We start from the raw sequence: 20,499 nt of genomic DNA, 5'->3' as shown, positions 1-20,499 counted from the left end.
GCGCGAATTGCGCGCACCCTTACCAGCTCCGGCTGAGGATAAAGCGGAAGCTGCGGCCGAACACCGGCCGTCCATAGATCGCATCGCTCGCGCCCTGACCGGCGAGCTGGTCGGTCCGCGGGTTCCCCTCGGTCAATCCCTTGGCGTTGCTCAGATTGTCACCGACCACCTGGAAGCGCCAGTTGCCAAAGCTCGCCGACGCGCTCGCGCCGAACGTTTGATAAGCGGGCAATGCCGTCAGGTTGAAAAGGTCCACATAGCGGCGGCCCACCCATTCGTAGCGTCCCGCGATCTCCACTTCGCCTCCGCCGACCGGGAAACGGACAGACGGACGGACATTGCCGAAGAACTTGGGCTCGCGGATGATCTGGTTGCCGTTCACGGCAGTTGGATCGGCGCCCGACGTATTCGCGAGATTACGATATTGGGGGTCGGCCCAGGTGACCGAACCGGCCAGTTCGAACCAACTCACCGGCTTGATTCGACCGTCAACCTCGACGCCTTTTGCGACAGCCTCGCCGATGAACGGCACGGACTGGTCATTGCGGCCGGTCACCGGGTTGAACGCGATGAACGACGCGTTGAAAGGATCGAACTTTGTGTAAAAGCCGGTGACGTAGAGGTAGGCCGGCCCGAAGCTGGCCTTGACGCCCAGTTCATACTGCCGCGCCTTGGTTTTGATGATTGTAGGTGCGGTGCTGGATACCACGCCCATCTGGGGCGGCACTTCCAGGTTCGAAACGCGACCGTAAGCGCCGAAATTGTCTGTGAAGTCATAATTGGCGCCGACCGTCCAGTTGGTCGCCGAGGGTTTGAGCTTGTTCGAAACGATCGCCCCGCTGAAAGCGCGGGTGGCGTTGTCGGCCAGCGTCGTCGTATCGCCCAGATCAGCGGCGGTCGACAACAGCGCGAAGCCTTCATAGTCATACCATTCCTTGCGGATGCCGCCGTCGACCCGCAGTCCGTCGGTAATTTCCCAAGTATCATTGGCGTAGACGGCGATCATCTTCGCATCGGCCTCGCCCTGGTTCAGCGTGGTGGTGTAGCGCAACACGCCGTTCTGGGTGACCGAGCCGAGCACAGCGCCTGTCGCAGAATAGGCGACAAGATCGATCGTGCGCGGCTGGCTCTGCACTTCGATCAGCATGTCCTGATAGGCCTGGAAGAGGGTATTGCCATAGGCCGACGCATAAACGCCTACGCGCAAGTCATGTGTACCAAAGCCCGTCTCAAACTTGCGGGTAACGCTGAGATCGGCCTGTCCCGAATAAAACTCCGATTCGGAAACGCGATACTGCCCGGACATGATGAGGCCCGAAGCAGCGTCGGGATCATAAACCGTCGCGCCGTTGGTGCCTGCAACAGCATAGCCGAGCCGCGCCACATTGGCCCCGAAAGCGGTGCGAGCGGCAGTCAGATAGCTGGCTGCAAACGTGGCCGCGCTGACCGGGTTGGTGGTCGAATAGAAAGCGTCGAAGCTGCTCTTGCCTTTGGTGAAGCCGCCCTTGGCCGAAACCAGCCAGCCATCGAAATCGCCTTCATATTGCAGGCCGACGTTGAAGAAGCGCATGTGCCGGCCATCGGCAAGATCCCGGTTCAAACCCTGCAGTACGCCGGCACCATCGCGATATTTGACGTTGACGTTGCGTAGCGCCGGAGAGTTCAGCGTACCCGTGTGATAATCGATATAGGGATCGAGCGAGATAGAGGGGTTGCGCGGATCGGCGACCGGGATCGGAAGGTAGAAGATATTGTGGTCGTTGGTATATTGCAGCGATACCTTGACGAAGCCATTGTCGAGGTCGTGCTTCAGGTTGGCGCGGATCTGCCCCCCCTTGTCGCTGGGAAAGCCGCCGTCGCGATAGCCGTCATGCTGGCGCAGGAAGCCGCCGATGGCGAAATAGGTGCGCTCGCCGATCGGTCCCGACTGCATCGCGTCGAGCCGGTACAGGCCGGTGTCACCCAAAGTTAACTGCGCCTTGCCGCGCGCGTCGGGTCCACCCGATACGGTGATGTTATTGGCGATCGCCGCGGCACTGCTGGCATAGATCGGCGCCGGACCGCCGCGCACGATTTCGACGCGCTCGGTCATCAGGTCGAAACGGTTCATGCCTTCGCCGGAGTTGAAAAATACGCCGTCAATCTCATGATAGAGCGGCAGTCCGTCCTGCTGGAAGATCAGGTATCCGCGATCGGTAGGAATACCGCGGACGCGCGTGATGTTCTGCACTTCCCCGCCAGTCGCTTCGACCTGGATACCCGGAACGGTGCCCAGCAGGTCGGCGAAATTCTTGGGTGCGATCCGCTGGACTTCTTCTTGCCCAAGCGAGTTCACTGCATAGGATACATCGAACCGGCGCTGGGCGCGGGCGCTTCCCGTCACGACGATGTCCGATTGCGCCGTTTCTTCTGTTTCTCCTTCCGGAGCAGCCGTTTGCGTTGGATCCTGTTCCGCAGCGATGCTGGGCATTGACCATGCCAGCGCGGTCAAAGAAGATAGCAGCGTCAGAGCGTAAGTCTTTTTGTGTGCGAGTTGCATTGTCCGAGTCCCCTTGTGGAACTCGGCCGGTTAGGGGCGCTTCGCGTCAATGCGGTGACACGCTGTCTATTCAGATTCTGACAGGAGCGGAAATTTCCTATCCGCGCAGGCTGATGGCCTGCAACCCAGCTTTGGCTATGAGTTACTCATGGGTTTCAAAACCCTAGGTCATCGCCCCAAGAATTTCGGAAATCGCGACGAAGGCGAAACACACCGAACTGTCCGCCACGCCATAGGGAAGGAATATATCGTCGCCGACCCGGATCGCGCCGCAGGTATAAACGACGTTGGGGACATAGCCTTCACGATCCTCGTCTGCAGCGGACAGGATGGGATTGGACGTCCGGCCGATCACCTTCGAAGGGTCGGCCTTGTCGAGCAGCACCGCGCCGATCGCATATTTGCGCATCGCGCCGACGCCGTGGGTCAGCACCAGCCAGCCTTGGTCGAGTTCGATCGGCGCGCCGCAATTGCCGATCTGGATCAATTCCCACGGGAAACGCGGCTCTAGCAACAGTTCGCCGCCCTCCCATTGGTCGATCGCATCGGACCGCAGGAGATAGAGATTCTTGCCATCCTGCCGGCCGATCATGCAGAACTGCCCATCGATCTTGCGCGGGAACAAGGCCATGCCCTTGTTACGCCCGGCGCCGCCCTTGATCGGGGTCAGCGTAAAATCCTTGAAATCACGCGTGCGCAGCAGTTCGGACTGGATGTCACGGCCGCTATAGGCGGTGTACGTACCGATCCATTCGCTCTTGCCGCTGTCGCGCTCGAACTCGACCAGCCGCAAATCCTCCAGGCCGTTGCGCTGCGCCTCGGTGATCGGGAAAATCACGGTGCCCGAAATGCTGCTGTCGCGCTGGCGATAGAGCGAAACGACGTCTTCGGGCTTGTCGTCGCGATGCGGACCAAGCATCGCCGCCGTTGCGACCGCCGGTTGCGGCATCAGCGTCAATTCGCGATCGTGGGTGATAATCCCCTCACGAAATGCAATCGTCGAAATATGGCCCTCGCCCACCGCGCGCAACGACAGCAGGATGCGAACGCTGCCGTCTTCCAGACCGCTCTGGTCGGGGTGGCGCACGACGCTGGGATTCATCAGAGCCGCCGCGGCATAGCTATATTCATGGCAGAAATAGGCGCCGATCAGCAGCCGCATTTCACGTTTGAGCGCGAGGCCCTTCAAACCGAGCTTGGGCTCGATTTCGTCGAAGCGATCCTCGAATACCTTTTCGATCTGCCAGTGCCGGTCGGCGAAATCGCGCAGCACCACGCCAAGTTCGGCACGCACCGTGCGCGGATCGAACGCGACGATTTCGCGCGCAAGCCGTTGCACGCGCTCAAGGTCGGGACCCGAAGCCTGCCATGCCAGATGAAACGGCCGCACGACGACGCGCGTGGGGTCGGCGTGCAACCGCAATTCGTGCTGGATCAGTTGAGCCATGGAAAGTCCCTACCCGGCTTTGGCGATGAAGTCCCGGATCGCGTAGGTCGCGTGCTGATAGGCGAGCACCGACTCCGCCCCCTCGTTCAGGTTCAGCCCGCGCGGGTTGATCCCGTCCCTGCAGGTGCCGCTGACGGGATCGGCGACCGCCACGCCGCGATCGTTGCGCCCGGCGAACCAGTTGTAGGCGCGCTGCGCGTGCGCCAGCCAAATCTCGTCGGCGGTCACATCATAAGCAGCCGATGCAGCGTCGATGGCGGCCCAGATTTCCACCGGCTGCTGATCGAACGCGCGCGGCAATTCATAAGCATGCCCAAAACTGTCGGACCCCACCGGGCGATAGTGGCCGCGCGGTGCAATCTGGGCATCGTTGATCCAGCGCAGCGTTTCGAGCCCGCACGCGACGACATCGGCGCGCTCGAGCCGCACGCCGGCGCGCAGCATCGCTTCGGGCAGCCGGCAATTGTCATAAGCGACGACGGGTTCGAACCATTGCCAGTCGCGACGCGCCGCCGCGGCATATAGCATGATCAGCCGATCCGCACCTTCGCGCAGGATCTGCAAGGCAAGTGCATGCGCCTTATCGGTCGAGAGCAGGGCGTCGGCGCCGAGCATGGCAAAGGCGATGGCCCGCGGCGATTCAAACGTCAGCGCCGAAGGAGCCGTTCGCGCGAACAGCTTGTGCGCCCATTGCCGCAAACCGGGGCTCCGCGCGCCCTGTGCCGTCACACTGAGCGCCCAGAGCGTCCGGCCGCAGCTGTCCTCGGAACCGACGTCCTCCAGCCAGTTGCGGCCGAAACCCATGAAGTTCCGGAACTCGCCGCGATCTTCGTTCCAGGCATGCTGCACAAAGGAGGCGAAGACGGTCGTCAGCTGACCGCATTGCCCGAGCGCATCATTATCGAGGCGATGCATCAGCATCAGCGCGCGCGCATTGTCGTCGACGCAATAACCATGCGCCCGGTCGGGAACATCATGGACGCTGTGCTGGAGGATGCCGGTGTCGTCGCAAATGCGCAGCAGGCCATCGACGCCGATTTTGTCCGGAACCGAGGCAGGCTGGGGCGCTATCCGGCATTGTTCGATCAACTCGTGGCTCCGTGCAGCAAACACCGGCCAGATCATTTCCCTGCCGCGACCATAGGCGCGTTTTTGAAGCGTCAGCAGCCGGTCGGGATCGCCCAGCAGATATTTGATCTCGGCGGCGATCGCCGCGCTGTCGTGAAACGGCACCAACACGCCATGATCGTCCGCCAGCAACTCGACCGCGTGAACATAGGGCGTCGAGACCACCGCCTTGCCGAGCGCCATCGCATAGGACAGCGTCCCCGACGTGGACTGCTGCGCGCCGGTATAAGGTGTTACATAGATGTCGGCGGCCTCCAACAGATCGAGAAGCTCTTCGGTTTCCAAAAAGGCGTCGATCCAGCGGATATGCGCCTCGACGCCGAGCGTGACGGCAAGCGCCTGGAGCCGCTCGCGATAGGATTCGCCTTCGCGCGCAAGCAGATTGGGATGCGTCGCGCCGGCGATACAATAGATGACATCGGGATGATCCTCGACAATCGCGGGCAGCGCCTCGATGACCGCCTCTATCCCCTTGCCGGGTGAGAGGAGTCCGAAGGTCAGGACCACGAGCTTGCCGTTAAAGCCGAACCGCGATTTGAACTGATGCGACCGGCCGAACGGGCGATCGGGCACGCCATGGGCGATCAACGCGATCTGATCCTCGTCGGCGCAATAGACCGTTCGCAGCAAATTGCGTGAGCGTTCGGACATGACGACCAGCTTGCTTGCCCGCGCGATCAGACGCTCCATGACGCGCCGCTGATCGGCGTCGGGTTCCGCAAGGACCGTGTGGAGCGTGACGATCAACGGCGCGGCCACGCGGTCGACAAGTTCCAGCACCATGTCGCCGGCCAGTCCGCCAAACAGGCCAAACTCGTGCTGGAGCCAGATAATATCGGCGCAGCTCGCCTCAATCTGCCTCGCCGCATCGACAAAGCTGTTGGCGTCGCCTTCGGTAATGGCGGTGCGGACCACCGGATCGAACATCGTCGGGACCGAGGCCGGCGCCATCGCATAAACGTCGACCGCGAGATCCGGAGCGGCCGCTTTGAGTGACGCATATATGTCGGTGGTGAAGGTCGCGATGCCGCAGCGCCGCGGCAGGAAGCCGCCGATCAGCGCTAGCCGGACAGGCGCCGCAACTTTGGGACGGAGCAATAGCCACGCTTCAAGGCCTTCATCGAACGACGTGCGATCGGGAGCTTCGTACACAGGCGTATACCTTCCAAAATGAAGCAACAGAAGGCCTCACCCAAATAAGAATTGATTGTTTTGGGACGCGCGGCGAGCCGCAGAACGTCAGGAAATAGAACAAATCAGCGGCGCTTTGGTTCCGCCAGGCCGGCATTCTGCGCACGCCCGCCACGGCGTTTTGGCCGAAGCCGCCTGCTCGCCGCCGCCATGACCGCAGATCCTGGGTTCGGTTCCCAAGCGCGTGCGTGGTTGGAATTTGCGCATGGCCACTTGTATATACGAGCGATGAACTCTGAATCGCCCTCGCCATTCCGCAAGAGCATGGCCACGAACGACACCCGCATAGACCGAAAAATTGCGCCATCGGTCGAGGACGACCGCTCACCCCCTCGCTATGCCGCGATCAAGCAAAGCATATCGGACGCCGTACGCGACGGCCTTTTGAAACCCGGCGACCGTGTTCCGTCCGAAGCCGAACTGGTCGAGCAGTTCGACGTGTCGCGCATGACCGCAAACCGCGCGCTGCGCGAGTTACAGGCATCGGGCATCGTCGTTCGCCGCGCCGGTGTCGGGTCCTTTATTGCGGAGCCCCGGCCGATCGGCCAGATGATCGAGATCAGGAACATCGCAGAGGAAGTTCGCGGACGCGGCCATATCTATCGCGCCCGCGTCGTGCAGAACCTCGAAGAACGCGCGGGCGCCGAGACGGCGGCGCTGCTCGAGGTTCCGCTGGGCACCCGCATCTTCCATTCGATCATCGTGCATCACGAAGCCGAGTTCCCGATCCAGCTCGAGGAACGCTTCGTGCTCGCGTCCGCGGCGCCGGACTATGGCAAGATCGACTTCACGCAGATGACGCCGAACGAGTATCTGACGCGCACCGCCCCGCTCGAACGGGTCGAGCATCGCGTCTGCGCGATGATGCCCGACGAACGGACGCACGGCATGCTCGGGCTGGCCGACGGCGAGCCGGTATTGCGGATGACGCGGCGGACATGGAGCCGCTCACGCCTCGTCAGCCACGCCTGGCTGACGCATCCCGGCACGCGATTCGAGCTGTCGGCCGCCTTCTCGATCGACGACTGACGCGTCAGGCGGTGCTTCGCGTGACGACAGGCTTGCGGCGCCGGCGCAACCAGCGGAAGTCGGCGCGGCTGAAGCTTTTGAACAACAGATAGAATCCGGTCCCCGAAAGCCATGCAGCCCCGAAAGCGACGAAGATGATCAGCGGGTGGTTGAAGCTCTTCCGGTTGAGATAGTCCATGTTGTGGAGCATCCAGAAGAAGTCCCACGTCCGCCAAGTGTCGCCGCGCATCACGAGGAAACGCGCGGTGTCGAGCGAGACATAGGCGCTGCTGTTCTCCGCATCGGCGAAATCGACGCGCCACATCGCGCCTTCATGATCGCGCGCTTCGAGGTTCGGCTTTGCGAGCACGCTCACTTTGCGGATCGGCGCCTCGTTCATCATCGCCGCGATGTCGCGGGCAAGCGCCGCGTCGACGCGAACATCCTCGCCGCTCGTCGCGTCGACGAGGCGCACCCCCTTGGTGGAGCGGAGCTCGTACACCGGCCGGGCGCCGAGATCGCGCAGGACCACCCCGGTAACGGGTTCGCCGCGCGGCAAGGCGGCGACGTCGAAATACTCCCCCGCCGGCAAGGGATGCGCATGCGACATCCCCCCGCCGTGGCCGCCGACCTTGTCCTTGTCGAGTAGCGCCATCACCGATCCGCTCAGGGCCCAGAGCAGGAACTGGAGCCCGAGGATCAGGCCCACCCATTTGTGGATGCGGCGGAAGAAAAGCGGCGTGAGGCGAATTTTCTTCATGCCTTCTTCCTTTTGCGGCGCTGGAAGGACCAGATCAGCAGCCACGCGCCCGTCAGCGCCATCGCAAAGGCGCTCCAGGTCGCGACGCGGAGCAGCGGGTTGTTGACGTCGGTCCGCTCGTCATAATCCATGATGTGGAGCATCCAGACGAAGTCGAAGACCCGCCATAACGCATGGCGCCGCGAGATCAGCTCGCCGGTCTGCGGCGACAAATAGAGCGTCGGGCGGTTCCAGCCTTCGAACTCGACCTGCCAGAAGGGGGGCTTGCGCGACTGCATTTCCAGCGGCGCCGTGGTGAGCAGGTGCGCCGAGACGATCGCGCCGTCGCCGGCGTAGATGCGCCGCGCCTGCTCGCGGACCTGGGACTCGGTCAGGGCAGGCAGCGGCGCGCCCGAGCGGGCATCGTATAACCTCGGTCCCTCGGGCGTCTCGGCGCGCCACACGGGGCGGTCGAGGAAGCGCTGCAGGCGAATTTCCGACACGCCGGGGGCGGCCGCCACGACCCGCGACGGCGGAACGAGACCAGCAAGGTCGAACGCTTCGGCCGCCGGCGCGCGCACCAGATGGTCGCCGTGGATGATGTCGATATGGACAACGACCATATAGAGGCCGGTCAGCGTCCAGAGCAGCGCCTGGACGCCGACCACCAGGGCCAGCCATTTATGCGTTCGCCGAACAAGCAGCGGCCAACGAATTGCCATGACCGAACCCCTCAGAACGCCGTACGGAAACCGACATAGAAACGCCGGCCGAGCAGGTCATAGGTCATCGTGTCGGTATTCGCATCGGTAAAGCTCTGGATGTACGGCGCCTTGCGATTGAAGAGATTGTCGACCCCGAGCTGGAACCGCGTCTTCTCATCGATCTCATAGGCGAGCTGGAGGTTGTGGTAGAAGATGTTCGGCGTGCGATAGCCAATGTCGCCGGGATCGGCATTGAAGTCGGTCGCCTTGCCGATCCATTGGGTCGACCAGGTCGCACTGATGCCGTCCTTTTCGGCGGTCAGCACGCCGTAGCCGCGCCACTTCGGATAGCCGCCGTTGCCGCCGCCGATGAACCCGTCGAAATCGATCGGTGCGCCGCCGGGGAAGGGATAGACGACATATTTGTTGAGATAGGTCAGGTTGACGTCGAACGAGATATTCACGCCGCCGATGTCATTGTTGTAGACGAGGCCGAGGTCGAGACCGTTCATCTCCTCGCGCCCGGTGTTGATCGGCTGCGCCGAGAGAAAAGTAACTTCCCCGGTCAGCGGGCTGCGCGTGAAATCGTCGCAGAAGGGATGCGAGAGATTCGCGCTCGCGTAGCAGATGGCGAGCTTGGTCGATCCCGGGATCGCGCGGATCGCATCCTTGATCTTGATGTCGAACCAGTCGGCGGTGAGCGAGAGCCCAGGGATCAGCCCCCTGGGCGAGACGACCGTCCCAACCGTCCAGGTGGTCGAGCTTTCGGGTTGCAAGTTTTCGTTTCCGCCCACCGTCGTCAAAATCGTCGAACCGAGCTGGACATAGTTCGCCGGCACGCCCGACGCCTGGCAATTGGCGATGAGGGTCGCGTTGCCGCTGGCCGAATAGCGCGAACAGGGGTCGGTCGTGGTCAGATTGCCTTCGGATACGCCGCCGAACAGTTCGGGAACGTTCGGAATGCGAAAGCCGGTGCCATAGGTGCCGCGCAGGCGGACGCTGTCGTTGATGACCCAGTCGAGGCTCGCCTTGTAGTTCCAGTCGCTGCCGAACAGATCATAGTTCGAATAGCGGACCGCGCCGCCCGCCGTCAGCGCCTGAAAGAAGGGCGTATCGGCAAGGATCGGCACCGACAGCTCGAGATAGGCTTCCTTGGCGGTGCTGGTTCCCGAGATCGGGCTCTGCTGGTTGGTGTTGGCGATGCCGAGCACGGTCAGCGGATCGGGATCGCGCCAGCCCTTTTCCTTGCGATAGACGACGCCCGCCGCAAAGGAGACGGCCCCCGCAGGCAGCTTGAACAGATCGCCGTTGAGATCGGCGGTGACCGTCGCGAGCTCGTTCCCGCCGCGGTCGCGCGAGGTAAAGAGGATATAGTCGAGCACCTCAGGCGTCAGATCGCCGAAGCCGAGATAGTCGGCGCACGGGATCGAAGCTCCCGCGGCGAGGCTGCACTTGCTGGTGTCGAGCGTGTTGCGGACGCGCTCGAGGTTGGCGATGTTGGTCGACCCGTCGACCGCGGTATTGCGGCCAAAGGCGCCCGCGACTTCCCAACCCCAATCGTTCGACAGCTTGCCGCGCAGCCCGAAGATGCCCTGCCAGGTGTCGGTTTCCTGAAAGAACTGACGCGCCCCCGGCTCGGCGAGCCGGCGCTGGATCAGGACGATATTCTGCCCCGTCGGGTTGGTCGGATTGCTCGCCGCGATCGACAGGTTGCGCAGCGTTCCCGGGGTCGCGATCTGGTTCGACTTGCGGAAGGTATAGAGAAATTCGCCGAATGCCTCGATGCCGTCGGTCAGGTCGTAGTCGGCAAAAAAGGCCGTGCTTATGCGCTCGACCGGGCTCACCGCATTGAGGAAAGGCGCGGAGTTGAAGTTATGCTTGGCGGCATTGTACGGCTCGAAGAAGTTGCCGTTGCCGCCCAGCACCTGGTTGAAATTGATCTGCTGGCCGTTCGGCAGCACCGCGCGCCCGCCGATCGTCGAAGCGCTGTTGATGCAGCTCAGCGCACCCGGGGTCGTTTCGGCGAGCGAGCAGGGCGCGCGGCTCGCCATGTTGACTGCGCTGGTCTTCTGGTACGTCACGGCCGCCATGAAGCCGCCGCGGTCGTTCCGCATCCCCCAGATCAGGTCGGCGGTGAAGTCCGATCCGTCGCCCTTTCCGGTGATGCCCTGCCGCGCGCTGATCCCGAGGCCTTCATAGTCGGTCCGCGTCACGAGGTTGACGACGCCCGCCATCGCGTCGGCGCCATAGATCGCCGATGCGCCGTCCTTGAGCACATCGGTGCGCGCGAGCGCGACGACCGGGATCATGTTGAGGTCGGGCGACGAGTTTGCGCCGGTGCCGCCCGCGACCAGGCGGCGGCCGTTGAGCAGCACGAGCGTGCGCTTGATGCCAAGACCACGCAGATTGACCTGTGCGGTGCCATAGCCGTTGCCCGTCCAATACGCCGAGGTCTGGTTGCCCGCAAAACCGGCGTTCGCCGGCAAGCGCTGCAACACCGTCTCGATATTGACGACGCCGGTGTTTTCGATCTGCTCGGCCGACACAACCGTCGCCGGACCGACGCCGGCAAGGTCCTGCCGACGGATGCGCGATCCGGTCACCACAATATCGTTGGCATTGGTGGCGCCCGCGTCCGCTGCCGTGGCATCCTGCGCGACCGCCGGCGTGGCGAGGCAAGCGACGGCTGCGGCGCCGGCAAGCAAGTTGATTTTGATCGTCATGGCGAAACCCCCTTTTTGGTTCATGCTTCGCACTAGACAGCATTAATTGTATATACAGGTCAATAGAAATTTTTCCTATATATCAATAGTTTATATATCTATCCGGAGTACGCAACGCACTTTGGATATACGCACGGCAGCGTCCCACCCCTCACGGCATTTGAATTTTCTTGTGCATATGCGGGTGAGGCATGCGCCAAGGCGTCTTCGCCTGCAGAAAACACGTAATAAAATTGCGCGAGTGTCACCCGGCTGCACAGCCAAGCCCCGCCGCCAACGCGTGCTTTCGGATGGTGCGGATTTAACGCACGGCGCTAGAACCAGGTCTTCACCCCGACCACCAGGCTGACGCTGTCGGCATCGTCGCCGTCGGCCCGCGCAAAGCGCGCGGCGTCGCCGATCTTGCGCGCCCATTCGACGCCGACATAAGGCGCGAACTCCTTGACGACTTCATAGCGCAGCCGGAGGCCGAGCTCGACGTCGGACAGGCCCGAACCGATGCCGCTTTCGGGAACATCCTGCAGCGCGAAATTAAACTCGGCCATCGGCTGGAGGATCAGCTTCTGGGTGATGCGCTGGTCGTAATAGCCTTCGAGCCGGGCCAGGACATCGCCCTTGTCCGACAGGAACAGCGAGCCCTCGACCTCGAACCAATAGGGCGCCAGCCCCTCAAACCCGACGGTGGCATAGGTGCGATCGGGGCCAGGCCCCAGATCTTGCCGGAGACCCGCCTGCGCATTGAAATAGGGGCCGATCGCCCGGCTGTAGAGAAATTGCAGTTCGGCGCTTTCGACGCCTTCGCCGAAGACCGCTTCGCCTTCGCTCTTGACCGTCAGCCGATTGATGTCGCCGCCATACCAACCTTCGCCGTCCCACCGGAAGCCGTCGCGCCCCTTGCGCGCCTGATATTCGGCGAGGTTGAAGCTGATGAACCCGGTCGCCTGCCCGCCATTTTCCAGCATCATCGCATGGCGCGCATGGTCCATCTCCGCCTTCGGGTAGAGCCGATCCGCGTACCAGTCGCCGGGCGATGCCGGAGCAGGCGCGTCCCCTGCGGGCAGATCGGTTCCGGTCGCGCCCGATGGTTCGGCGGATGGCGCGGCGCCCGGCGCCGGCTTGGGGGTGCAGTGACCCATGGCCGCATGTTCGGGCGGGCAATCGGGATCATCGGCCGGCGGCGGCGCGGGCTCGGCCGATTTTGGCGTGCAATGCCCCATCGCCGCATGCTCCGGCGCGCAATCGGGATCGCTGGTCGGCGGAGCCGGTTCGCGATGGCCGTCATGGTCCATCGGCTCCATTTTCTCCGGGGTCGGCGGGGCGGCGAGCTGCACATCCTGATGCGCGCCATGCTGTGCCTCGGCTGCGGCCGGGGCGGCAAAGGCGAGGACCGACAGGCCAGCGAGCAGCGTCGCGCGCATCATGCCGCCTCTCCGCGCGGGCGCACGCTGACGACGCGCATCATCCCGGCGTGCATGTGATACAGAAGATGGCAATGGAACGCCCAGTCGCCGAGCGCGTCGGCGGTAAGGTCGAAGGTCGCGATCCCGCCCGGCTGGACGATCACCGTATGCTTGCGCGGCGCGCGGTCGCCCTTGCCCGTCACTAGCTCGAAAAAGTGGCCGTGGAGATGGATCGGGTGACTCATCATCGAATCGTTGATCAGGTTCACGCGCACCCGCTCGCCCTCGATGAAAGGGATGGGTTCGTGATGGTCCGACATCTTCACGCCGTCGAACGACCACATGAAGCGTTCCATATTGCCGGTGAGGTGGATGTCGAGCGAGCGTTCGGGGGCCCGGACATCGGGATTGCGGTCGAGCGCGACGAGATCGCGATAGGTCAGCACCTTGTGCCCGACATCCTCCAGCCCCTGCCCCGGCTCGCCCATCCGATCGACGGGCATCGGTGAGATCGTCTGGACGCTCGGGTCACGCTTGACCTGCGGCGCGACATCGAAGTCGCGCATGCTGTGATCCATGCCGCCGGCGCCATGCCCCATCGCGGCATGGTTAGGCGCGGCTGCATCGCCGCCCGCCAGCGTGCAATGCCCCATCGCCGCATGCTCGGCGGTGCACGACGCATCGCCGCCGCCGGCGCCGCCGGACATTGTGCCCATGCCCATGTCCTTCATCGTCGCGAGCGGGCGTTCGCGCAGCGGCGGAACCTCGGCCGCCATGCCGGCGCGCGGCGCCAGCGTCGCGCGCGCCATTCCCGACCGGTCATTAACCTCGGCGACCAGCGTATAGGCGCGGTCTTCGACCGGGGTGACGATGACGTCATAGGTTTCGGCGACGCCGATCTGGAATTCGTCGACCGCGATCGGCACCACGTTGAGCCCGTCGGCCTGCACTACCGTCAGGCGAAGGCCGGGAATGCGGACGTTGAAGATCGACATGGCGGATGCGTTGACGATGCGCAGCCGGACGCGCTCGCCCGGTTTGAACAGCGCCGTCCAATTATCGCGCGGTCCATGGCCGTTGACGAGAAACTGGTAGGTCGAGCCGTTGACGTCGGCGACGTCGGTCGGGTCCATGCGCATCGCGCCCCATTCGACACGTTCCTTCAGTGGCTGGTCCTTGCCCGCGAGCAGCCCCGAAAGCGTCTGGCGCTGCATGTTGAAATGCCCCGGGTCGACCTTGAGCTTGCGAAAGATCGCCTCGGGCGACAGCCGGCTATGGTCCGACAGCACGACGACATGTTCGCGGTCGTAGCCGATGGGGTCGGCACCCGCGGGGTCGATGACGATCGGGCCATAATGGCCAAGCTGCTCCTGCAGGCCCGAATGGCTGTGATACCAATAGGTGCCCGACTGGACGACGGGGAATTCATAGACGAAGGTCGAACGCGGTTTGATGCCGGGAAAGCTGACGCCCGGGACGCCGTCCATCTGGAAGGGCAGGATCAGGCCGTGCCAGTGGATCGAGCTATCCTCGTCGAGGTCGTTAACGACCGTGAGCCGCGCGGTCTGCCCTTCTTTCAGCCGCACAAGCGGTCCCGGAACGGTGCCGTTGATCCCGATCGCGCGGCTGACCTTGCCGTCGATCCGCATCGTCTGCCGCGCGATGCGCAGGGTGATGTCGTTGCCCGAAACGGTCGGCAGCGTCGAAGCGATGCCGGGCGAAACCGGCTGCGCCCACGCCGGGAACCACGCCGCCAATGCGGCCAGCGTCCCCCCACCCAACGCGCCGTTCACGAACCCACGCCTGTCAATCTGCATAAAAATCCCGGCTGTTGATGTTTGTCTCTCTAGGGGCATACGCGATGCCGGCGCCCGCCCCTCACTTCATTTTTCACCCAGCAACGCGCGCAGCTTCGCTCTCGCGCGGTAGAGCCGCGTTTCGACGGTCTTTTCGCTGACCTTCAGCAATTCGGCGGTTTCCAACTGGCTGAGTTCCTCCACGCCGCGCAGGACAAGCACCTCGCGCAAATTCTGCGGTAATCCGGACATGGCCTTTCGCACCCGCGCCAGCTCTTCGCGGTCACCGGCTTCGACATCGGGCGCCGGGGCATCGATCGCCACATCATGCGCATTTTCGAGCGGCAGCGCGCGCGTGAAAAAGGATCGCACCGCGCGCCGGCGCGCCCAATCGCGGCACTTGTTGAGCGCGATGCGCGAAATCCAGATCCGGAACGGCCGCTCGCCATCGTAGCGCGCGAGTGCGGCAAACGCGGCAACAAAGCTTTCCTGCGTCAGGTCCATCGCCTCGTCCGCATCGCCGACATGATGACGGATCAGGCGAAAGACCGGCGCCTTGTAGCGCGCGAGCAGCTCGCGATAAATGTCATCCCGCCCGGTCCCGGCGAGTGCGGCGAGCTCGCGGTCGCTACACTGCGATAGGTCGAGGGTCACCTTGCATCGGCGGTCAGCGCCTTGACCACGGTCTTGTCGAACATCGCGGCCTGGTCAGGGTCGAGCACGCCGCGCATCGCGAACAGATGCTGGAGCGTCTCCTTCTGCAGCTCGCCCATCACCTCGTGCGTCTCGTCGATCGCCTTGGTGACGCGGGGGCCATAACCATGTTCGGCCTCGATCGCCTGCGCCAGCCGGATATTGGCCGCGCGCATCTCGAGCTCGAGCGCTTCGCGCCGCGCCGCGAACCGAGCTTCGATCAGGTGGAGCTTTTTCTCCTGCCCGGCGGACAGCTTTGCCTCGCGGTGCAGGAGCGCGTGGAGCTCGGTCTCGTTCGCGCGCGGTGCGTCGACGAGCATCCTGCCAACGAACACGCCCGCGACCGCAGCCAGGAACGCGATGAACCCGACGATCAAAACACGGCGCAAAGGCGTCATCAGCGCGAATCCAGGAGCGTGGACGGTGCCAGCGGGCTGACGGGGACAAGCGGCGTGAGCGGGCTTGCCGCCACCGCTGCCGGAACGAAGGCGCTGCCCGCGACGACTCCGCCGCCGAGCGACACAAGCGCCGCGACCGCCATCGTGCGGCGCATGGCAGCGCTCTCGCGCCGCCGCGCCGCGAGCGCATGCAGGACGCGCCCGTCGAGCGCATCGAGTGCCGCCGGCATTTCCGCCGCGTTCAGGATCCGAAGTTCGTCGTCCATTGGCCTTTTCCCGCCAGTCATTTCAAAGGATGATACGCGCCTGGCCCCGTCACCCCTCAACGGTCGCCTGATCTCGAAAGGATTGTTATTCCGAGGGCGCCCGCATTGCCATGCGTATTAGCAGGACAGACATTCAGTTGGAGTTTTTTATGTATAAGTCGCTTCTCCCCGCCGTTGCCGCCGTGCTGGCGCTGATGCCAGCCCCCGCGCTGGCGCATGCCAAGCTTGTCGGATCGACGCCTGCGGCAAATGCCACCGTTTCAAAGCCGACCGCGATCCATCTGAAATTCAACGAAAAGCTCGTCGCTGCAACCGTGAAAACCGAACTGGTGATGACCGGCATGCCCGGCATGAAAGACCATCCGCCGATGAAGATCGCTATCACCTCGGCGATGGGCAAGGACGGCAAGTCGATGACCCTGACCCCGAAACGCGCGCTCGTCCCCGGCACCTACAAGGTCAAATGGTCGGCCGCGGGCGCCGACACGCACCGCATGGGCAGCGAATTCGGCTTCACCGTGAAATAGGACCATGGCCGACGTCCTCACAATAAGCGTCCGGTTCGCGCTTTTCGTGGATCTGATGCTTATTGTGGGACTGGCGGCTTTCCTCTTCTACGCGCTCGGGCGCGAAGAGCGCCGGAATGCAGGTGTCGCCGCGATTCTCTTCCGACCGCTGCCTTGGCTTTGCGCTTTGGGATTGGTCATTTCGCTGGTGGGCATCATCGCCCTGACCGCCAGCATGCAGGGTGTCGGACTCTTCGCCGTCGATCACACGATGCTGGTGACGATGATCTGCGAGACCGACGTTGGCGCGGCGTGGGTGTATCGCATGACGGCGCTCGCCGCTGGCTTCGCCGCGGCGACCCAGCTTGCCAAACGGCCAACCATCGCGGCGACGATTTTGATGATTGCCGGATCGGCCGCGCTCGCCACATTGATCTGGGCGGGTCATGCGGGCGCGAGCGAAGGCCTGCCCGGGACGATCCATCGCGCGAGCGACGCGCTCCATATGATCGCCGCCGCGCTATGGCTCGGCGCGATCGCCGCCTTCCTGATCCTGCTATCGCCGCGCCGCGGCGGCCTAGCGCCCGCGCAGATGGCCATTGCGGCGCGCGGCCTCGACCGCTTCGCGTCTGTCGGGACGATTTGCGTGCTGGTCGTCGCGGCGACAGGCCTGGTCAACGCGCAGATGATCGTGGGCGCCGCCAATCTCGGAGGCTCGCTTTCCGTGCCCTACGGGCAGCTTCTGCTCGCCAAGCTGCTGCTCTTCGCTTCGATGCTGGTTCTCGCGGCCGCCAATCGCTGGCGCCTGACCCCGGCCTTGACCGTGTCGCTCGCTGATGGCGATCCCCGCATCGCCATTATCGCGATGCGCCGGAGCCTTTTGTTGGAGGCGTTTGCCGCCGCCGCGATCCTCGCGCTCGTCGCCTGGTTCGGAACGCTTGAGCCATTTCCTGCTTCGCCAACGCAATGATCCGCGGTCCGGGCATCTCCGCCGCCGACGAAGGATCGCCACGTCAGCATCTCAAGCCTTTGGCGCCTGATCCCCAAAGGGCCGGAAATCCATAGGAAAGCCGGGCGCCTTGCTCACCATGGCGGGGAGCGGGCGATCCATGGCTTCGGTAAGCCAGGCCGCCGCCTCGACCACCTGCGGAAGGGCAAGGCCGGTCGACACGCCGCATCGCTCGAGCAGATAGACGACATCCTCGGTCGGAACATTGCCCGCGGCGCCCGGTGCGAAGGGACAGCCGCCGAGCCCGCCAAGCGACGCATCCACCGTCGCCGCACCCGCATTCACCGCGGCCCAAACATTGGCGAGGCCGGTACCCCGCGTATTGTGGAAATGGACGCGGACCGGCAAGTTGCCGATCGCCTCGCGCACCCGGCCCACCATGTCCGCGACCTGTGCCGGCGCACCGACGCCGATCGTGTCGGCCAGCGCGATTTCGCGTGGCATCGCGTCCGCGGCGCGTTTCGCCATGTCGACGACGCGGTCGATCGCAACCTCCCCCTCGAAGGGGCAGCCAAAGGCCGTGGCGATGGTGATCTGGCCGCCGCGCCCGGCCTGTTTCGCCAGCGCGACAATCTCCATCGCCGCCGCGAGCGATTCATCCGAGGTCTGGCCTTGATTGCGAATGCCGAAGCTGTCGCTCGTCACGCATACCGCGCCCAGTTCGTCGATCCGGCCGGTCGCCAGCGCGCGTTCGGCGCCGCGGCGATTGAGCACCAGTCCAATGTAGGTCACGTCACCGCGCTCGGGCAGCATTGTGACCAGTTCCTCGGCATCGGCGAGCTGCGGGACGCGGCGCGGATTGACGAAACTCGTGACCTCGATGCGGCGCACACCATAGGCTATGGCGCGGCGGATCAGTTCGGCCTTGTCGACGGTCGAAACGATCGTCGATTCATTTTGCAGGCCGTCGCGCGGACCGACCTCGACCATTTCCACCCGTCGATTTTTCAACATCTTGCGTCCTGATTTGCCCGAGTCATTTAGCAGGTTGAAAATTACATAGCATTCTAAGTATAGATTGACCATGGGCGGCGCGACCTGTCTCTAGCAGAGTCGGCCCCGAAAGGAACGATATGACAGAAAAGAGCGGCGGCAGGGGAGCGCTGGAGGGTATCCGGGTCGTGGAAATGGGGCAGCTGATTGCCGGCCCCTTCTGCGGCCAGTTGCTCGGCGACATGGGCGCCGAGATCGTCAAGCTCGAGCCGCCGGTGACCGGAGACCAGATGCGCAACTGGGGCCAGGGCGACAAGCCCAGCTGGTGGCGGGTGATCGCGCGCAACAAATATTCGGTCGCGGTCGACCTGCGCTCCGAAGAGGGGCAGGCGCTCGCGCGCGAGCTGATCGCCAAGGCCGACATCCTTATCGAGAATTTCCGCCCCGGCACGCTCGAGAAATGGAAACTCGACCCCGCCGAGCTGCGCAAGGCGAACCCCGGGCTGATCGTCGTGCGCGTGTCGGGCTATGGCCAGACCGGCCCCTATTCGGCGCGCGCGGGCTTTGGCGGGATCGGCGAGGCGATGGGCGGGTGGCGCGGCATTGTCGGTTACCCCGACTTTCCGCCCGCGCGCATGGGGGTATCGATCGGCGACACGCTCGCCGCCACTTACGGCTGCATGGGCGCGCTCGCCGCGCTGCATCACCGCAGCAAGACCGGCGAAGGCCAGATCGTCGATTCGGCGCTCTATGAAGCGGTGCTGCAGGTGATGGAATCGACGGTATCGGACTATTCGGCGAGCGGCGTGAAGCGCCGTCGCACCGGATCGACGCTGCCGGGTATCGCGCCGTCGAACGTCTATCCGTGCCGCGACGGCGAATATTTGATCGGCGCGAACCAGGACGGCGTCTTCACGCGTCTTGCCGCCGCAATGGGCCGTCCAGACCTCGCGAACGACGAGCGCTATGCGACACACCGCGCGCGCGGTGCGTCGCAGGAAGAACTCGATGCGCTGATCGGCGAATGGACCGCCACCATGACAATCGCGGAGCTTGAGGCGAAGATGATCGAAGCGGGCGTCCCCGCCGGCCGCGTCTTCGATGCCGAAGACATGATGACCGACCCGCATTTCGCCGCGCGCGATGCGCTGGTGACCATCGAAGACGAAGAATTCGGCGAAGTCACGATGCAGGGGGTTTTCCCCAAGCTATCGGCAACCCCGGGCAGCATTCGCCGCCCCGCCCCGCTCACCGTCGGACAGGATGGCGCCGAGGTGCTCGAACGCTGGCTGGGCCGGACCGGAGGCGCGGCATGATCACGCTCTATGGCGGCCCCACCCCCAATGCGCGCAAGATCGCAATCGCGCTGCTCGAAATGGGGCTCGAATGGCGGCTCGAATATATCGATATCCTCGCGGGCGATCAGCTGACGCCCGAATTCCTTGCGCTCAACCCGAACAACAAGACCCCGGTAGTCGTCGATGACGAGGGACCCGACGGTCCCGGCTTCATACTGTGGGAAACGGGCGCGATCCTGCTCTATCTTGCCGAAAAGACCGGGCGCTTCTTGCCCACCGACCCGGTGAAGCGCGCGGTCTGCTGGCAATGGCTGATGTTCCAGGTGTCGGGGGTCGGCCCGATGTTCGGGCAGGAAGCGCACTTCACGCACTATGCCAAGGACCGGCACGATTATGCGATCGAGCGTTACGGCCGCGAGGTTGACCGGCTGATGATGGTGCTCGACAAAAGGCTGGGCGAAGCCGAGTGGCTCGCCGGCGACGAATATACGATCGCCGACATGGCAACCCTGCCCTATCTGCGCCGCCAGCTTATCGAAAAGGCCGGGCGCTTTCCGAACGTCGACCGCTGGGGCGCCGCGATGCTCGAACGCCCCGCGGTGGCCGAGGGGATGACGGTCGGGGTCGTCCGCGCCGAGACGATCGAGGGTGGCCTGACCGGCTTCACCGACGAGCATCGCGCGATCCTGTGGGGCGACCGCCAGCACGCCGCGCGCTGATC

At 63.9% G+C, this 20,499-nt stretch carries 17 protein-coding genes; 5 read left to right on the top strand and 12 right to left on the bottom strand.

Annotated elements, in window-relative coordinates:
- Nucleotides 1-19: 19 nt before the first annotated feature.
- From V6M50_RS19305 to V6M50_RS19295, 3 genes are all read right to left on the bottom strand, one after another.
- Nucleotides 20-2,470 carry a TonB-dependent receptor gene (locus tag V6M50_RS19305; protein WP_332820208.1) on the bottom strand — a complete coding sequence of 817 codons (2,451 nt, stop codon included), beginning with the start codon at nt 2,468-2,470 and terminating at the stop codon, nt 20-22.
- Between the two features lie 232 nt (nt 2,471-2,702).
- Nucleotides 2,703-3,986 carry a glycoside hydrolase family 130 protein gene (locus V6M50_RS19300; protein ID WP_332820207.1) on the bottom strand — a complete coding sequence of 428 codons (1,284 nt, stop codon included), beginning with the start codon at nt 3,984-3,986 and terminating at the stop codon, nt 2,703-2,705.
- Nucleotides 3,987-3,995: 9 nt separating this feature from the next.
- Complete coding sequence (locus V6M50_RS19295) at nt 3,996-6,266, bottom strand: glycosyltransferase family 4 protein (protein ID WP_332820206.1); 2,271 nt, start codon at nt 6,264-6,266, stop codon at nt 3,996-3,998.
- A 303-nt stretch (nt 6,267-6,569) separates the two neighbouring features.
- On the opposite strand from V6M50_RS19295, the gene hutC reads away from it, so the two are divergent.
- The gene (gene hutC / locus V6M50_RS19290) at nt 6,570-7,334 is read left to right on the top strand and encodes a histidine utilization repressor (RefSeq protein WP_332820205.1); all 765 of its coding nucleotides are present in this window, start codon (nt 6,570-6,572) and stop codon (nt 7,332-7,334) included.
- A 4-nt stretch (nt 7,335-7,338) separates the two neighbouring features.
- Here the strand turns inward: hutC and V6M50_RS19285 are convergent, their stop codons facing one another.
- The 8 genes from V6M50_RS19285 to V6M50_RS19250 all read right to left on the bottom strand — a co-directional run bounded on the left by V6M50_RS19285 (nt 7,339) and on the right by V6M50_RS19250 (nt 16,032).
- Complete coding sequence (locus V6M50_RS19285; RefSeq protein ID WP_332820204.1) at nt 7,339-8,073, bottom strand: hypothetical protein; 735 nt, start codon at nt 8,071-8,073, stop codon at nt 7,339-7,341.
- Entirely contained in the window at nt 8,070-8,774 is a 705-nt protein-coding gene (locus V6M50_RS19280; RefSeq protein ID WP_332820203.1) for a hypothetical protein, read from the bottom strand. Before V6M50_RS19280 ends, V6M50_RS19285 begins: the two co-directional genes overlap by 4 nt.
- Nucleotides 8,775-8,785: 11 nt before the next feature.
- The gene (locus tag V6M50_RS19275; RefSeq protein WP_332820202.1) at nt 8,786-11,479 is read right to left on the bottom strand and encodes a TonB-dependent receptor domain-containing protein; all 2,694 of its coding nucleotides are present in this window, start codon (nt 11,477-11,479) and stop codon (nt 8,786-8,788) included.
- 314 nt (nt 11,480-11,793) lie between these two features.
- Nucleotides 11,794-12,900, bottom strand: a complete 1,107-nt coding sequence (locus V6M50_RS19270) for a copper resistance protein B (RefSeq protein ID WP_332820201.1) — start codon at nt 12,898-12,900, stop codon at nt 11,794-11,796.
- The gene (locus V6M50_RS19265) at nt 12,897-14,702 is read right to left on the bottom strand and encodes a copper resistance system multicopper oxidase (protein WP_332820291.1); all 1,806 of its coding nucleotides are present in this window, start codon (nt 14,700-14,702) and stop codon (nt 12,897-12,899) included. Before V6M50_RS19265 ends, V6M50_RS19270 begins: the two co-directional genes overlap by 4 nt.
- 60 nt (nt 14,703-14,762) lie before the next feature.
- Nucleotides 14,763-15,329 carry an RNA polymerase sigma factor gene (locus V6M50_RS19260; protein WP_332820200.1) on the bottom strand — a complete coding sequence of 189 codons (567 nt, stop codon included), beginning with the start codon at nt 15,327-15,329 and terminating at the stop codon, nt 14,763-14,765.
- Nucleotides 15,326-15,766 carry a periplasmic heavy metal sensor gene (locus V6M50_RS19255; RefSeq protein WP_332820199.1) on the bottom strand — a complete coding sequence of 147 codons (441 nt, stop codon included), beginning with the start codon at nt 15,764-15,766 and terminating at the stop codon, nt 15,326-15,328. The genes V6M50_RS19260 and V6M50_RS19255 overlap by 4 nt, the downstream gene beginning before the upstream one ends.
- Nucleotides 15,766-16,032, bottom strand: coding sequence for a hypothetical protein (locus V6M50_RS19250; RefSeq protein WP_332820198.1), 267 nt, complete (start codon nt 16,030-16,032; stop codon nt 15,766-15,768). Before V6M50_RS19250 ends, V6M50_RS19255 begins: the two co-directional genes overlap by 1 nt.
- A gap of 149 nt (nt 16,033-16,181) precedes the next feature.
- Between V6M50_RS19250 and copC the strand changes: the two genes are divergently transcribed.
- Together copC and copD are read left to right on the top strand one after the other, a co-directional pair.
- Nucleotides 16,182-16,559 carry a copper homeostasis periplasmic binding protein CopC gene (copC, locus tag V6M50_RS19245; protein WP_332820197.1) on the top strand — a complete coding sequence of 126 codons (378 nt, stop codon included), beginning with the start codon at nt 16,182-16,184 and terminating at the stop codon, nt 16,557-16,559.
- Between the two features lie 4 nt (nt 16,560-16,563).
- The gene (copD, locus tag V6M50_RS19240) at nt 16,564-17,508 is read left to right on the top strand and encodes a copper homeostasis membrane protein CopD (RefSeq protein WP_332820196.1); all 945 of its coding nucleotides are present in this window, start codon (nt 16,564-16,566) and stop codon (nt 17,506-17,508) included.
- A 51-nt stretch (nt 17,509-17,559) separates the two neighbouring features.
- Here copD and V6M50_RS19235 read toward each other — a convergent pair whose 3' ends face one another.
- On the bottom strand, nt 17,560-18,501 hold the full coding sequence (locus V6M50_RS19235; RefSeq protein WP_332820195.1) for a hydroxymethylglutaryl-CoA lyase: 942 nt from the start codon (nt 18,499-18,501) through the stop codon (nt 17,560-17,562).
- Nucleotides 18,502-18,620: 119 nt separating this feature from the next.
- Between V6M50_RS19235 and V6M50_RS19230 the strand changes: the two genes are divergently transcribed.
- Entirely contained in the window at nt 18,621-19,796 is a 1,176-nt protein-coding gene (locus tag V6M50_RS19230; RefSeq protein WP_332820194.1) for a CaiB/BaiF CoA transferase family protein, read from the top strand.
- Entirely contained in the window at nt 19,793-20,497 is a 705-nt protein-coding gene (locus V6M50_RS19225) for a glutathione S-transferase family protein (RefSeq protein WP_332820193.1), read from the top strand. The genes V6M50_RS19230 and V6M50_RS19225 overlap by 4 nt, the downstream gene beginning before the upstream one ends.
- The last annotated feature ends 2 nt before the right edge of the window (nt 20,498-20,499 follow it).

The organism is Sphingopyxis sp. (genome assembly GCF_036675685.1).
Lineage (GTDB): Bacteria > Pseudomonadota > Alphaproteobacteria > Sphingomonadales > Sphingomonadaceae > Sphingopyxis.
This window is presented reverse-complemented; position numbering and strand designations above follow the sequence as displayed.